Genomic DNA, 13,732 nt, shown 5'->3' with positions numbered 1-13,732 from the left:
TCCATGCGGTGCGCGTCGCAAGCTTTAAAGCTGGGACGCCACGTCTTCCGGAATGTCGAAGTTCCCGGTGACGTTCTGGACGTCGTCATCCTCTTCCAGCGCATCGAGCAGCTTCATCAGCTTCTGCGCAGTCTCGAGGTCGATCTCGGTCGGGGCCTGAGGCTTCCAGATCAGCTTGGCGTGTTCGGATTCGCCCAAGGACGCTTCCAGCGCGGTCGAGACCTCGGCCAGATCGGTGTCCGAGGTATAGATCCAGTGGCCGTCCTCGTCGCTTTCGACATCCTCGGCACCTGCTTCGATCGCGGCCATCATGACGGTATCCGCGTCACCGGCGCTCGCCGCGTACATGATCTCGCCCTTGCGGTCGAACATGAAGTTCACCGAGCCGGTCTGGCCCAGATCGCCACCATGCTTTGTGAAATAGCTGCGCACGTTCGAGGCGGTGCGGTTGCGGTTATCGGTCATCGCCTCGACGATGATCGCGATGCCGTTCGGGCCATAGCCTTCATAGCGGATCTCGTCATAGTTCTCGGCGTCACCGCCCTGCGATTTCTTGATCGCGCGGTCGATCACGTCCTTGGGGACCGAATTCGACTTGGCTTCCTTGACCGCCAGGCGCAGGCGCGGGTTCTTGTCGGGATCGGGGTCGCCCATCTTCGCGGCGACGGTGATTTCTTTGGCCAACTTCGAGAACAGCTTGGAACGGAGCTTGTCCTGCTTGCCCTTCCGGTGCTGGATGTTGGCCCATTTGGAATGGCCTGCCATGGTTCTACCCAATACTTGCTGCTGATTGTTGCAGGCGCTTTTAGTAAGCCATAGCACTTACCGCAAGCGTTACGCCCCTTATCCCTGCCGCTTGAGCACTTCCGCCAGCACGAAAAGACGCAAGGCAGTCGCCAGCCCGACCTCGGGCGGACGCGCTGCGTCGATAGCCGCGATCAAGGCGGCAGCGGCCACATCCCGCGATTTCGCAATCTCGCGCAACTCGCGCCAGAACGCGTCCTCGAGGCTGACCGAGGTGCGATGGCCGCCGATCGTGACCGAGCGTTTGACCGGGGCGGACATGGGGGGAAGATCAGGCATCGCCTTCCTCGGGTGTCTCGCGCCGATGCTGGTCCAGATGGCGTATGGTGCGGTCGTGATCGGCCTTCTCGACCTGTTTCTGCGCTTTGCTGCGGCCGAATTTCGCAGCGTTTTCGTCAGCTTGCTTGCGGGCAGCGTCACGGGCGGCGCTTTTGCGCGCCGCCCGCAGGTTGATGATCTTGCCGTTTCCGGTCAAATCAGTCCTCCGGACCGACCATCTGCTCGGGGCGGACAACCTGATCGAAGGTTTCGCCATCGACCAGGCCGAGCGCGATCGCCTCTTCGCGGAGCGTGGTGCCGTTCTTGTGCGCGGTCTTGGCCACCTTGGTCGCGTTGTCATAGCCGATGGTCGGCGCCAGCGCCGTCACCAGCATCAGCGATTCCTTCATCAGCTTGTCGATGCGCGGCAGGTTGGCCTGCGTGCCCACGACCATGTTATCGGTGAACGAGCTGGCCGCGTCGCCCAAGAGCTGCATCGACTGCAGCACGTTATAGGACATCATCGGGTTATAGACGTTCAGCTCGAAATGGCCCTGCGAACCGGCGAAGCCGATGGCCGCGTCATTGCCCATGACATGGGCGCAGACCATGGTCAGCGCCTCGGCCTGGGTCGGGTTGACCTTGCCCGGCATGATCGACGAGCCCGGCTCGTTTTCCGGCAGGATCAGCTCGCCCAGACCCGAGCGCGGACCCGAACCCAGCAGGCGCATGTCGTTCGCGATCTTGAAGAGCGAGCCCGCGACGGTTTTCAGCGCGCCCGAGAAGAAGACCATCGCGTCATGCGCGGCCAGTGCCTCGAACTTGTTCGGCGCGGTGACGAAGGGCAGGCCCGAGATCTTGGCGATCTCGGCGGCGATCGCCACGTCCCAGCCCTTCTTGGTGTTCAGCCCGGTGCCGACGGCGGTGCCGCCCTGCGCCAGCTCGTAGATGTCGGTCAGGGCCAGCTTCACGCGCTCGATGCCCTTGGCGACCTGATGGGCGTAGCCGCCGAATTCCTGGCCCAGCGTCAGAGGGGTCGCATCCTGCGTATGGGTGCGGCCGATCTTGATGATGTCCTTGAATTCTTCGGATTTCGCGACCAGCGCCTTGTGCAGCTTCTCGAGGCCCGGGATCAGCACGTCGCGCGCCTGCATGCCGATCGCCACATGCATCGCTGTCGGGAAGGTGTCGTTCGAGGACTGGCCCATGTTGCAATGGTCGTTCGGGTGGACCGGCTTTTTCGAGCCCATCTCGCCGCCCAGGATCTCGATGGCGCGGTTCGAGATGACCTCGTTCGCGTTCATGTTCGACTGGGTGCCCGAACCGGTCTGCCAGACGACCAGCGGGAAGTTGTCGTCGAACTTGCCTGCAACCACTTCCGACGCGGCTTCGACCATGGCATTGCCGATCGCCGGATCCAGCTTGCCGGTCGCCATGTTCACCTGTGCGGCGGCCTGCTTGATGATGCCAAGCGCACGGATGATCGGAACGGGCTGCTTTTCCCAGCCGATCGGGAAGTTCTGGATCGAGCGCTGAGTTTGCGCCCCCCAGTACTTGTCGGATGGGACCTCGAGCGGGCCGAAGCTGTCGGTCTCGGTGCGGAAATCGGTCATGTCATATTCCCTCGCGGTTTTGCGGGGGTTCTATCGCCAGCGCATCGGATTCGCAAATGGTATACGAATGTATGCAGTTAGCGCTCACGCCGTCTGGCGAAAGACATAGACCTGTGCCGGGGGCAGGTTTGCCCAGATGCGGCGGCTCTTGACATGGCGAAGGCCAAAGCGCGCCCGCACCGGTTCCGACAGCGGAGCGACGGGGCCGTAGGTGATCTGCACGAAGGGTGCACCGGGCTTCATCATGCCAAGCGCCGCGCCCACGATTGCGGCCTGCAGATCATCGGGCATCGGCAGCGTTGGCACACCCGAGATGACCGCATCAAGCCCCCGCCTTCCGACATTCACCATTTCCTGCGCCGGAAGATTGTGCACCAGCGCGCCCGGAAAACGTTGCCGCAACCGGCTGCAAAAGGCCGCGTTCAGTTCGTAAAGCTCAAGCCGTTCAGCTGGCAGGCCACGCGCAAGGATCGCCTGCGTGATGGTTCCGGTACCTGCCCCGATCTCGGCGACCGCCTCCATTTCCGGCGTGATCAGTCGCGCCATTTCGCGCGCGGTGGCCCGTCCGGTCGGAGCGATCGCACGGATCTCGGAAGGGCGGCGCAGGAACTGGCCAAGAAACAGGGACAGATCGGACAAGGCGGCCTCCAGCTTTCACGCTGAGACCGCCTCTATTTCGTGCCGGTGACAAAGGTATGACGGGTTACTTGCGCCACTTGTCCAGGCTGACCACCTCGGCCCCACCCTTGGGTGTGTCGTCGCCGCCATGATCATCGTCGATATCATCGATGAATTCAGCTTCTTCGTCGTCTTCATCTTCGTCATCGTCTTCGATCTGGTTTTCGAAACGCAGTCCGAATTCGACCGACGGATCGACGAAGGTGCGAACCGCGTCGAACGGGATGTAGAGCGGCTCGGGCGAGTTGCCGAAATTCAGGGTGATGCTGAAGCCTTCGGGCGTGACTTCCAGATTGTCGAACCAATGCTGAATGACGATCGTCATCTCTTCGGGGTAACGCTCGCGCAGCCAGTCCGCGATGTCCACGCCCGAATCACGCGTGTCGAAGGTGATGAAGAAGTGATGCTCGCCCGGCAGTCCCTCGGCCGCCACGGCACGCAGAACATCCGCAATCAGCCGTTGCATGGCTCGATGCATCATCCCGCCGTAATCGATTCCTCGCGCCATCGGCGTCCCCCTTCTCTCTGTCGGCCAGCATAGGGGATTGCACCCCGATGAAAAGCCCCTAGCACCCCGTGAATGAGGACACCAGCCGCGCAACGAGCGAGAAATCAGCTGCGCGAAACAGCTTGCTCAAAGCAAAAACAAAAAGGCGCCCGAAGGGCGCCGCTTTGTTCCAGAGATGAAATGATGGCGCGGTTGACGGGGCTCGAACCCGCGACCCCCGGCGTGACAGGCCGGTACTCTAACCAACTGAGCTACAACCGCGCATCGTTTGGCGATTTCAGAAAGTAGTGGCGCGGTTGACGGGGCTCGAACCCGCGACCCCCGGCGTGACAGGCCGGTACTCTAACCAACTGAGCTACAACCGCTCGCTACTTTCCCCAGATCGCCTCTGGAGTGCGGGCGGTTTACGCAGGCCGGCGGGTGGCGTCAAGTGCCTGTTTGACGAAAAATGCATGCCGAGGGAAAACTTCTTCGGATTGCGAAAAAGGGCGCCCCGGGGGCGCCCTTTCGATGTCAGAGATCCGGGGATCACTTGCGAACCGTCTTCTCGTCGAAGTCGGGAAGAGCCGTGAGCTCGTCCTTGGTGTAGTTCGTGGCAAAGAACGTGTCGTTGCCCACGGTAACCATGTGGATGGCGTCAACGCCCAGCAGGACCTTCTTCGCCCCGATGCCAAGGAAGCCGCCGATATCGGCGATATAGCCGACGACCTGACCCGACTCATCCAGAACGATGTCGTTCACCTTGGCGATATCCTGCCAATCGGCCGGGCGCTCCTCCATCATCTCGGGCTGATCCCAGTCGCTCGACGAGGGTTGATTGGTCGTCCAGATGCGACGGCTGGTAAGCCATGAGCTCAGCAGGCCCGGATCAGCCTCGGAAATTGCGGGAGGATTGACGTCCGGGGGGGTGACCGGCGCTTCGGCGGCTGCCTCTGCGGCCGAGTCGGCGGCGTCCGAAGCTGCGGCTTCGGCATCGCCAGCCGCGTCGGCCGCGTTCTCTGCGGCCGCCTCGTTCATGCCCTCTGCGGCCATTGCCGCATCATCGGCTGCCGTTGCAGCCGCATCGGCAGCCTTGTCAGCTTCGCTCGCGGCCTCATCGACTGCCAGTTCGGCGGCGGCGCCAGCTTCGTCCGCGGCGGTCTCGGCCGCCGCTTCGGCGTTTTCTGCCGCAGTCTCGGCGCTTTCGGCAGCAGTTTCGGCCGCCTGATCGGCGGGCATCGCCGGGGTTGTCTGGGCATAGGCGGGACCGACAAGCGCCAGCGCGGTCGCGGCAATGACAAGAGGTTTCATGGACGAGGTCCTTTCCGGTTGTCGTTTTTCGTGGCGACGGCATGTTGCCGTTCTATGGCTCTGAAACGTCACGGAAACTGTCATCGTTCCTTCGCAGGTGTCAGTTTTCTGATCACGAAAAATTAGCCGGCTGATTTTCATTTCCTGGGAACCAGTGGCCCGTTTTTTCGAAGCGTTCATGTCCGTGGATGGCTGATCCTGCCGCCACAGACCGGCCCGGGCGCGCCCGTCGTCCCCGGACCCGATGTGGGCAATCCGCGCAGCACCCTCACGGCAAGCCAGCCAAAGGCCTGTGCTTCCAGCATATCCCCGTCCAGCCCGGCCTCTTCGACCGGCGCCACTCGGCTGGCCAGCCGCTGTTCCAGCGCCGCCATCATGGCTACATTGTGCCGCCCGCCGCCGCAGACCAGGACCAGTTCCGGCGCACGGGGCAGATGGGAAATTCCCGCCGCGACCGCCGCCGCCGCCGCATGGGTCAGCGTCGCCGCAGCGTCGCTGTCCGACAATGCGGCCACATCCCCCGGCAGATCGGGGAAGGCGTCCCGGTCCAGCGATTTCGGGACGGGCCGCGCGAAATGCGGATGGCCGAGGAAACGCGCCAGCACCTCCTCGTCCGGTCGCCCTGCGGCAGCCAGCGCTCCGCCTTCGTCACGATCTGCGCCCCTGCGCCGCCGCACCAGATCGTTGATCGGGGCATTGGCGGGCCCGGTATCGAAGGCGATACAGGCGCCCGGTGCGTCGGGTGTCTCTGCCTTGGGGTCGACCCATGTGAGATTACCGACACCTCCCAGGTTCAAAAATGCGACGGGCGCAGCCGGAAGAACCCCCTGTCCCATGGCCCAGTTCGCGCAAGCCCAGTGAAAGAACGGAGCCAGCGGCGCCCCTTCCCCCCCTTGCCGCACATCTTCGCTGCGGAAATCCCAGACCACCGGGCGGCGAAGCCTTTGCGCCAGCGCCGCGCCATCCCCCGCCTGATGCGTGCCCCGCCCGTGGGGATCATGCGCCAATGTCTGGCCGTGATAGCCAACCAGTTCGGCCTCGGGAAATGTCTCGGCAAGCGCAGCATGGGCGGAAACCGAAAGCCCCGCCGCCTCGGCCACGTCCGGCCCGCCCGGCCATTGCCCCAGCGCGCCATGCAGCATCGCGGATTCATTGCCGGAATAGGCGCGATAGGCGCTGCGGCCAAAGCCGCCGATGCGGATGCCGTCGGTTTCGATCATCGCGGCATCGACCCCATCGAGCGAGGTTCCCGACATCATCCCCAGCGCCTGCAGCATTTCCATCACTTTCCCTTTTTCCCTGCTGACGGTATATCCGCGCCATTCGAAAGGAAAAGCTCATGACCTACCATGCCAAGTCCGAATTCCTCCATGTCATGATGGAGCGCGGCTATCTGGCGGACTGCACCGATCTGCAGGCGCTGGACGACGCGCTCATCGAAGGTCCGGTCACGGCATATATCGGTTATGACGCAACCGCCGCCAGCCTGCATGTCGGCCACCTCTTGAACATCATGATGCTGCGCTGGTTCCAGAAGACCGGCAACCGCCCGATCACCCTGATGGGCGGCGGCACGACCAAGGTCGGCGATCCCTCGTTCCGCAGCGAGGAACGCCCGCTGCTGACCCCCGACGCCATCCAGTCGAATATCGACGGCATGGGCCAGGTCTTTGCCCGCTACCTCGATTACGGCGAGGGCAAGGCGATGATGCTCAACAATGCCGAATGGCTGGACAACCTGAACTACCTCGATTTCCTGCGCGATATCGGGCGGCATTTCTCGGTCAACCGGATGCTGTCATTTGAATCCGTGAAATCGCGGCTGGATCGCGAGCAGTCGCTCAGCTTCCTCGAATTCAACTACATGATCCTGCAGGCCTATGACTTCCTGGAACTGTACCGGCGCTACGATTGCCGCTTGCAGATGGGCGGCTCGGACCAATGGGGCAATATCATCAACGGGATCGACCTGACCCGCCGCGTGCTGGAAGGCGAGATTTTCGGCCTGACCTCGCCGCTGCTGACCACCTCGGACGGGCGCAAGATGGGCAAGTCGGCCGGCGGCGCGGTCTGGCTCAATGGCGCGATGCTTTCGCCCTACGAGTTCTGGCAGTTCTGGCGCAACTCGACCGATGCCGATGTCGGCCGCTTCCTGAAGCTTTACACCGACCTGCCGGTCGATGAATGCGAGCGCCTAGGCGCGCTGCAGGGGTCCGAGATCAACGCCGCCAAGATCATCTTGGCGAATGAGGTCACGACGCTTCTGCACGGCGCCGAGGCTGCGGCATCGGCCGAGACCACTGCGCGCGAGGTCTTCGAGCAGGGCGGCGCGGGCGGCGATCTCGAGGTCGTGACCATCGGGGCAGATGCGCTGTCGAATGGCCTCACCGTCGTTCAGCTTCTGGCCCAGACCGGCATTACCACCTCGGGGAAAGAAGCCAAGCGCCTGATCGCCGAAGGCGGGCTGAAGCTCAACAATGAACCTGTCGCCGACCCGATGCTTTCTGTCGATGCGGCGCTGATCGGTGAAGGGCTGAAAATCTCGGTCGGCAAGAAGAAGCACCGGATGGTGCAGATCGGATGAGCGAAAGGCCGGGGGAAACCCCGGCCTTTTTCATTTACCCAAGAGGAAACCAGCATGACCGACGCCAAGAAGCATGAAGCCGCCTGTCACTGCGGAACCGTTCGCTTCCGCGTTCGATTGGCCGACGGCTTCAACACTGTGCGGCGCTGTGACTGTTCATTCTGCCGGATGCGGGGCGCAGTGGCCGTCACCGCGCGTCTGGGTGACGTCGACATAGTCTCGGGCGAACAAAACCTGACGCTCTACCAGTTCAACACCCATGCGGCGAAGCATTGGTTCTGCAAGACCTGCGGGATCTATACCCATCACCAGCGACGTTCGAACCCGGACGAATACGGTGTCAATGTTGCCTGCATCGAAGGTGTCAGCCCTTTCGACTTTGCCGAGGTGATCGTCAATGACGGCGTGCATCACCCTTCCGACGGCAGATCGGGAATTGCCGGGGTCCTGCGCTATTCGCCAGTCTGACGCTCGCCGCGCCGATCAGTCGCGCGAGACCCTTTGTGCAGCCACCATCACCCGATCCAGCGATTGAAGGAACTGCGCGCGATCGGCCTTGGTGAAGCCCCCGCCCCGCCCCTGGTGGAACGGATCGGCGGCGCGAATGTCCTGCATCAGATCGCGCGTCGCGAGCCGCCCGCCGATATTGGCCAGCGTCAGCACTTCGCCATTGGGCTGGATCACCTGCGCCCCCGCCTTGAGACAGCGATCGGCCAGCGGAATATCAGTCGTGACCACCACATCACCCGGTCCGCAATGCTCGGCGATCCATTTGTCGGCGACATCTGGCCCTTCGGGAACGATTTCCAGTGTGACGAAAGGATTGCCTGAGGGGCGCAGACCGCCATTGCAGACCAGCACCATCGGCAAGCGCAGCCGGGTGGCGACGCGCTCGGCCTCGGTCTTGACCGGACAGGCATCGGCGTCGATGTAAAGCGTGGTCATTCCGCATCTCCGGGACGGATCGAAAAAGGAAGCCCCGCGCGGGCGGGGCTTCCAGGTCATGCATGAACCCGCAGGATCACTCCTCGACAGTCACCTTGACCATGTAATCGGGCTCGACCACCGAACCGTTCGCGGCCGGGTCGCCCTTTTTGATGGCGTTCAGCACGTCCCAACCGTCGACGAGTTGCCCGACGACCGTGTACTGGCCATCAAGGAACTCCGCCGGAGCGAGGTCGATGAAGAATTGGCTGTTGGCGCTGTTGGGATCCTGCGAGCGGGCCATGCCGACGGTGCCGCGCTGGAAGCTGACATCGTTGAACTCGGCGGCGAGGTCCGGCATGGACGAGCCGCCCATGCCCGCACGGGCAGTATCTGCGCCATGCTTGCCGAATTCCACATCACCCGTTTGGGCCATGAAGCCGTCGATCACGCGATGGAAGACAACCCCGTCATAGGAACCCGATTTCGCGAGCGACACGAGCCGCTCGACATGTTTCGGGGCCTTGTCGGCATAAAGGTCCAGCACGATCTTGCCCTTGGCCGCGCCGGTCGAATCCGCAACCTCGATCACGAGATTGGGGCCCGCCCCGTCTGACACGCCCGGCAGGCCCTCGGCATGCGCGGCACCTGCTGCCAGAAGCAGCGCCGGGATCAGCAGTTTACTCTGCATCGGCCGCGACCTTTACCGAGATCATCCGGTCGGGGTTCGCCGGCGGCTCGCCGCGCATGATCTTGTCGACATGTTCCATGCCGTCGATCACGCGACCATAGACCGTGTATTGGCCGTTCAGGAAATGGTTGTCCCGGAAGTTGATGAAGAACTGGCTGTTGGCCGAGTTCGGGTTCATCGAACGCGCGGCACCCAGCGTGCCACGGTCATGCGGCAGGCGCGAGAACTCGGCGGGCAGGTCCGGCAGGTCGGAACCACCCGTGCCAGCGCGGCCCGGATTGTAGTTGTTTTCCATATTGGCGTGTTCCACATCGCCGGTCTGGGCCATGAAGCCCTCGATCACGCGGTGGAAGGCCACATTGTCATATTTCCCGGCGCGGGCCAGTTCCTTCATCCGCTCGACATGCTTGGGTGCGACGTCGGGCAGAAGCTCGATCACGACCGGGCCGTCCTTCAGCTCGATGATGACCGTGTTTTCTGGATCCTTGATCTCGGCCATGGGGGTTCTCCTTCTGATGGCTCGGGCAAAGGCATAAGCATTTCGTGCCGCCCATACAACGCCACCATTGCCCGGCGGTTCGCTGCCGGTGCAGGTTGACGAAAATATCAACTTGCGTGACAAGCTCGCAAGGCCGCGTGAACGGCGCATGAAAGGGACAAGCATGGCGGATTTCAACACGATCGACGACCTGGACTTCGACGGCAAGGTGGTCTTGACCCGAGTAGACGTGAACGTTCCGGTCGAGAACGGCCAGGTGACCGATGCGACGCGCATCGAAAAGATCGTGCCGACGGTCAAGGATATCCAGGCCAAGGGCGGCATTCCGGTGCTGCTGGCCCATTTCGACCGTCCCAAGGGCCAGCGGGTCGAAAGCATGAGCCTGAAGGTCGTTCTCCCCGAGCTGGAGAAGGCCCTTGGCCAACCGGTGAAGTTCTCGGAAGAAGCGATCGGCGGTCCCGCCAAGCGCGCCGTCGCCGATCTTCAGCCCGGCGACGTTCTGCTTCTGGAGAACACACGCTTCTACCCGGGCGAGGAAACCAACGATTCGACCTTCGCCGCCTCGATCGCGGCCTTGGGCGGCGCCTATGTCAACGATGCCTTCTCTGCCGCGCATCGCGCACATGCTTCGACCGAAGGAGTCGCGCGGCTGCTGCCAGCCGCTGCCGGCCGCCTGATGGAGGCAGAGCTCACGGCACTGGATGCCGCGCTTGGCACGCCGCAGCGTCCGGTCGTCGCCGTGGTGGGCGGGGCGAAGGTCTCGACCAAGCTCGACCTGCTCGTCAATCTCATTACCAAGGTCGATCACCTCGTGATCGGGGGCGGCATGGCGAACACCTTCCTTGTCGCTCAGGGCATCGAGGTCGGAAAGTCGCTGGCCGAACGCGACATGGCCGACACCGCGCGCGAGATCCTGGCCAAGGCGGAAAGCTCGGGCTGTACGATCCACCTGCCGACGGATGTGGTGGTCGCACGCGAGTTCAAGGCCGGCGCGGAAAGCGAGACGGTCCCGGCAGATGCCTGCCCGGCCGATGCCATGATCCTGGATGCCGGACCGGAATCGGTCGCCAAGATCCGGGAAGTGTTCGAGCAGTCTCGGACCTTGATCTGGAACGGCCCGCTCGGCGCCTTCGAGATCGTCCCCTTCGATGCGGCGACCAACGCGGCCGCACAAGAGGCCGCACGTCTCACGCGCGAAGGCAAGCTGGTTTCGGTCGCGGGCGGCGGAGATACCGTGGCTGCGTTGAACAAGGCTGGTGTTTCGGGCGACTTCACCTTCATTTCGACGGCGGGCGGTGCCTTTCTCGAATGGATGGAAGGCAAGGAGCTTCCTGGCGTCGCCGCGTTGCAAAAACGCTGAACTCGCCTTGCAGGGGCCCTGACGGGGGCCCCTTCTTCATTTCCGCAACAGCAGAAGAACGTTCCCGCCGCGCGCGCGGGTTCAAACCCGATGATCGCAGGGAACCGGTTGGTCCTGTCGGGAATATTCGGGAATGCCGCCAAGGTCTTTGTTGACGAAGGATCATTCTCCCGATGCCATCAGCCGAAACGCGCCTAGGCATTCATCGTTCCGCCTTTGCCTCGTGCTTCGGCACAATTTCACCGAACTGCAAGGTTCACCCCTTAGGCACTGAAAAGTAAGGCCCCCTGTTAGCGCAACCCGAATTGCCCTTGCCGTGGGTTTTGCTAAGTCACGGCCGAACTGGATTGGAGTTTCAGATGCAGATGACCGATACTGTCCGCAAGATCCTTGCCAATTATGAAGGCGAGACCCCCGGCGTGAAAGCGCAACTGGCGCGCATGCTGATGACCGGCAAGCTTGCGGGCACCGGCAAGATGATCATCCTGCCCGTCGACCAAGGCTTCGAGCATGGCCCGGCGCGCAGCTTCGCTCCGAACCCGGCGGGCTACGACCCCCATTACCACTACCAGCTGGCGATCGATGCCGGCCTGAACGCCTATGCCGCCCCGCTGGGAATGATCGAAGCCGGCGCCGATACCTTTGCCGGCCAGATACCGACCATCCTCAAGGTGAACTCGGCCAATTCGCTGATGTCGAACACCGCCGGCAAGAACCAGGCGATCACCGCTTCGGTCGATGACGCGCTGCGGCTTGGCTGCTCGGCCATCGGCTTCACCATCTATCCGGGCTCGGACCTGGCGCTCGACATGTTCGAAGAGATCGTCGAGATGCGCAAGGAAGCCGCCGCGAAAGGCGTCGCGACCGTGATCTGGTCCTACCCGCGCGGCGAGGCGATCACCAAGGATGGCGAGACCGCGATCGACGTCGCGGCTTATGCGGCCCAGATCGCCGCCCTGATCGGCGCCCACATCATCAAGATCAAGCTCTCGACCGACCACCTGATGCTGCCGGAAGCGAAGAAGGTCTACGAGGACAAGCAGATCGACATCGCGACCCAGGCCAAGCGCGTCGAGCATTGCATGCAGGCGTCCTTCGCCGGTCGCCGCATCGTCGTCTTCTCGGGCGGCGCGGCTAAAGGCGCGGATGCGGTCTATGACGACGCCCGCGCGATCCGCGACGGCGGCGGCAATGGCTCGATCATCGGCCGCAACAGCTTCCAGCGTTCGCGTGAAGACGCGCTGGACATGCTGTCGAAGCTGGTCGACATCTACCTCGGCAAGGCCTGATCGCCTCTTTGCAGGCGCAAGGCCGGACAGAAACGAAGGGCGCCTGCTGGGCGCCCTTTTCCTTTTGGTCAATAAAGCCTAGGTTCCGCGCCAAAGATTGAAGGATGGATGCATGTCGTTTTTCTCGAAACTGCGTGATCGGCTGACGCGGTCATCGTCGAAGATCGGCGGGGGGCTGGATGATCTTGTCGCCGAAGGCGCGACCCCTGACACCGAAGCCGTGCCATCCGCTCCGCAAGAGGAAATCGCGCCTCCCCCGGCCCCGACCTCCGTCCCGGCGCCCGTCGAACTCCCCGCGCCCGAGCCCGCCCCATCGGCATCTCAGTCCCGGCCGGGCATGCTTGGCCGCCTTTTCGGCAAATCCAAGGCTGAAACAGAACCGCGCCGCGAACTGAATGACGAAATGCTGGAAGAGCTCGAAGAGATGCTTATCCAGGCAGATATGGGCGTCGAAACCTCGCTGCGCGTCACGGCGAACATCGCCGAGGGCAGATTGGGCCGCCGGGTGTCCTCGACCGAACTGAAAGAGCTTCTTGCCGGCGAAATCGCGCGGATCATGACACCCGTAGCACAGCCCCTGCCGCTTTACCCCAAACGCCCGCAGGTTGTGCTGGTTGTCGGCGTCAACGGCGCGGGCAAGACGACGACGATCGGCAAGCTCGCCAGTCAGTTCAAGGCGGCGGGCAAGAATGTCGTGATCGCGGCCGGCGATACATTCCGAGCTGCGGCCGTCGAGCAGCTTCAGGTCTGGGGCCAACGGGCGGGCGTTCCTGTCATGACCGCGCCCGAGGGCTCGGACCCCGCAAGCCTTGCCTTTGACGCGATGACCCGCGCCGAGGCCGAAGGCGCCGATCTGCTGATGATCGACACCGCCGGACGCCTGCAGAACCGTCAGGACCTGATGGAGGAACTGGCCAAGATCGTCCGCGTCATCCGCAAGAAGGACCCTTCGGCGCCGCACAACACATTGCTGGTGCTGGATGCGACAACCGGACAGAATGCGCTGAACCAGGTCGAAACCTTCCAGAAGCTTGCGGATGTCTCGGGCCTTGTCATGACGAAGCTGGACGGGACGGCACGCGGCGGCGTCCTGGTGGCGCTGGCCGACCGGTTCGGGCTACCGATCCATGCGATTGGCGTGGGCGAGCAGATCGACGATCTCGATGCCTTCGACGCGCGCGATTTCGCCCGCGCACTGGTCGGGCTGGACGGCTGACGCCCACAGGGATCAGGT

16 protein-coding genes and 2 tRNA genes are annotated in these 13,732 nt (G+C 63.1%); 5 read left to right on the top strand and 13 right to left on the bottom strand.

From position 1 onward, the window contains the following. Positions 1 to 24 precede the first annotated feature (24 nt). From RGQ15_RS08305 to RGQ15_RS08260, 10 genes are all read right to left on the bottom strand, one after another. The gene (locus RGQ15_RS08305; protein WP_311159747.1) at positions 25 to 765 is read right to left on the bottom strand and encodes a YebC/PmpR family DNA-binding transcriptional regulator; all 741 of its coding nucleotides are present in this window, start codon (positions 763 to 765) and stop codon (positions 25 to 27) included. 78 nt (positions 766 to 843) lie between these two features. Further along, complete coding sequence (locus tag RGQ15_RS08300) at positions 844 to 1,083, bottom strand: ribbon-helix-helix domain-containing protein (protein WP_311159746.1); 240 nt, start codon at positions 1,081 to 1,083, stop codon at positions 844 to 846. Further along, a complete protein-coding gene (locus RGQ15_RS08295; RefSeq protein WP_311159745.1) occupies positions 1,076 to 1,279 on the bottom strand; it encodes a DUF4169 family protein in 204 nt (67 codons plus the stop codon). Before RGQ15_RS08295 ends, RGQ15_RS08300 begins: the two co-directional genes overlap by 8 nt. A gap of 1 nt (position 1,280) precedes the next feature. Beyond that, on the bottom strand, positions 1,281 to 2,675 hold the full coding sequence (fumC, locus tag RGQ15_RS08290) for a class II fumarate hydratase (protein ID WP_311159744.1): 1,395 nt from the start codon (positions 2,673 to 2,675) through the stop codon (positions 1,281 to 1,283). Between the two features lie 84 nt (positions 2,676 to 2,759). Further along, complete coding sequence (locus RGQ15_RS08285; protein WP_311159743.1) at positions 2,760 to 3,314, bottom strand: class I SAM-dependent methyltransferase; 555 nt, start codon at positions 3,312 to 3,314, stop codon at positions 2,760 to 2,762. 64 nt (positions 3,315 to 3,378) lie between these two features. Continuing rightward, positions 3,379 to 3,861, bottom strand: coding sequence for an SspB family protein (locus RGQ15_RS08280; RefSeq protein ID WP_311159742.1), 483 nt, complete (start codon positions 3,859 to 3,861; stop codon positions 3,379 to 3,381). 184 nt (positions 3,862 to 4,045) lie between these two features. Next, positions 4,046 to 4,122 (bottom strand) — tRNA-Asp (locus tag RGQ15_RS08275). Positions 4,123 to 4,149: 27 nt separating this feature from the next. Beyond that, positions 4,150 to 4,226 (bottom strand) — tRNA-Asp (locus RGQ15_RS08270). Positions 4,227 to 4,389: 163 nt separating this feature from the next. Continuing rightward, a complete protein-coding gene (locus tag RGQ15_RS08265; protein WP_311159741.1) occupies positions 4,390 to 5,151 on the bottom strand; it encodes a PRC-barrel domain-containing protein in 762 nt (253 codons plus the stop codon). Between the two features lie 176 nt (positions 5,152 to 5,327). Then, complete coding sequence (locus RGQ15_RS08260; protein ID WP_409201308.1) at positions 5,328 to 6,434, bottom strand: anhydro-N-acetylmuramic acid kinase; 1,107 nt, start codon at positions 6,432 to 6,434, stop codon at positions 5,328 to 5,330. A gap of 56 nt (positions 6,435 to 6,490) precedes the next feature. Here RGQ15_RS08260 and tyrS point away from each other — a divergent pair, with 56 nt between their 5' ends. Together tyrS and RGQ15_RS08250 are read left to right on the top strand one after the other, a co-directional pair. Next, the gene (gene tyrS / locus RGQ15_RS08255; protein ID WP_311159740.1) at positions 6,491 to 7,735 is read left to right on the top strand and encodes a tyrosine--tRNA ligase; all 1,245 of its coding nucleotides are present in this window, start codon (positions 6,491 to 6,493) and stop codon (positions 7,733 to 7,735) included. Positions 7,736 to 7,789: 54 nt separating this feature from the next. After that, positions 7,790 to 8,203, top strand: a complete 414-nt coding sequence (locus tag RGQ15_RS08250; RefSeq protein ID WP_311159739.1) for a GFA family protein — start codon at positions 7,790 to 7,792, stop codon at positions 8,201 to 8,203. A 15-nt stretch (positions 8,204 to 8,218) separates the two neighbouring features. On the opposite strand, the gene RGQ15_RS08245 is transcribed toward RGQ15_RS08250, so the two are convergent. The 3 genes from RGQ15_RS08245 to RGQ15_RS08235 all read right to left on the bottom strand — a co-directional run bounded on the left by RGQ15_RS08245 (position 8,219) and on the right by RGQ15_RS08235 (position 9,849). Next, the gene (locus RGQ15_RS08245) at positions 8,219 to 8,680 is read right to left on the bottom strand and encodes a YaiI/YqxD family protein (RefSeq protein ID WP_311159738.1); all 462 of its coding nucleotides are present in this window, start codon (positions 8,678 to 8,680) and stop codon (positions 8,219 to 8,221) included. A gap of 76 nt (positions 8,681 to 8,756) precedes the next feature. Beyond that, positions 8,757 to 9,350 carry a peptidylprolyl isomerase gene (locus RGQ15_RS08240; protein ID WP_311159737.1) on the bottom strand — a complete coding sequence of 198 codons (594 nt, stop codon included), beginning with the start codon at positions 9,348 to 9,350 and terminating at the stop codon, positions 8,757 to 8,759. After that, positions 9,340 to 9,849: a peptidylprolyl isomerase gene (locus tag RGQ15_RS08235; protein WP_311159736.1), complete on the bottom strand. Its 510-nt coding sequence runs from the start codon at positions 9,847 to 9,849 to the stop codon at positions 9,340 to 9,342. The genes RGQ15_RS08240 and RGQ15_RS08235 overlap by 11 nt, the downstream gene beginning before the upstream one ends. Before the next feature lie 163 nt (positions 9,850 to 10,012). Here RGQ15_RS08235 and RGQ15_RS08230 point away from each other — a divergent pair, with 163 nt between their 5' ends. The 3 genes from RGQ15_RS08230 to ftsY all read left to right on the top strand — a co-directional run bounded on the left by RGQ15_RS08230 (position 10,013) and on the right by ftsY (position 13,714). After that, positions 10,013 to 11,209 carry a phosphoglycerate kinase gene (locus tag RGQ15_RS08230; RefSeq protein WP_311159735.1) on the top strand — a complete coding sequence of 399 codons (1,197 nt, stop codon included), beginning with the start codon at positions 10,013 to 10,015 and terminating at the stop codon, positions 11,207 to 11,209. A gap of 359 nt (positions 11,210 to 11,568) precedes the next feature. Continuing rightward, entirely contained in the window at positions 11,569 to 12,498 is a 930-nt protein-coding gene (locus tag RGQ15_RS08225) for a class I fructose-bisphosphate aldolase (RefSeq protein WP_311159734.1), read from the top strand. Positions 12,499 to 12,610: 112 nt separating this feature from the next. After that, complete coding sequence (gene ftsY, locus RGQ15_RS08220; RefSeq protein WP_311159733.1) at positions 12,611 to 13,714, top strand: signal recognition particle-docking protein FtsY; 1,104 nt, start codon at positions 12,611 to 12,613, stop codon at positions 13,712 to 13,714. Positions 13,715 to 13,732: the final 18 nt, after the last annotated feature.

This window comes from Paracoccus sp. MBLB3053, from assembly GCF_031822435.1.
GTDB lineage: Bacteria > Pseudomonadota > Alphaproteobacteria > Rhodobacterales > Rhodobacteraceae > Paracoccus > Paracoccus aurantius.
Note: the sequence above shows the minus strand (reverse complement) of the source record. Positions and strands in the feature narration are given on the sequence as shown.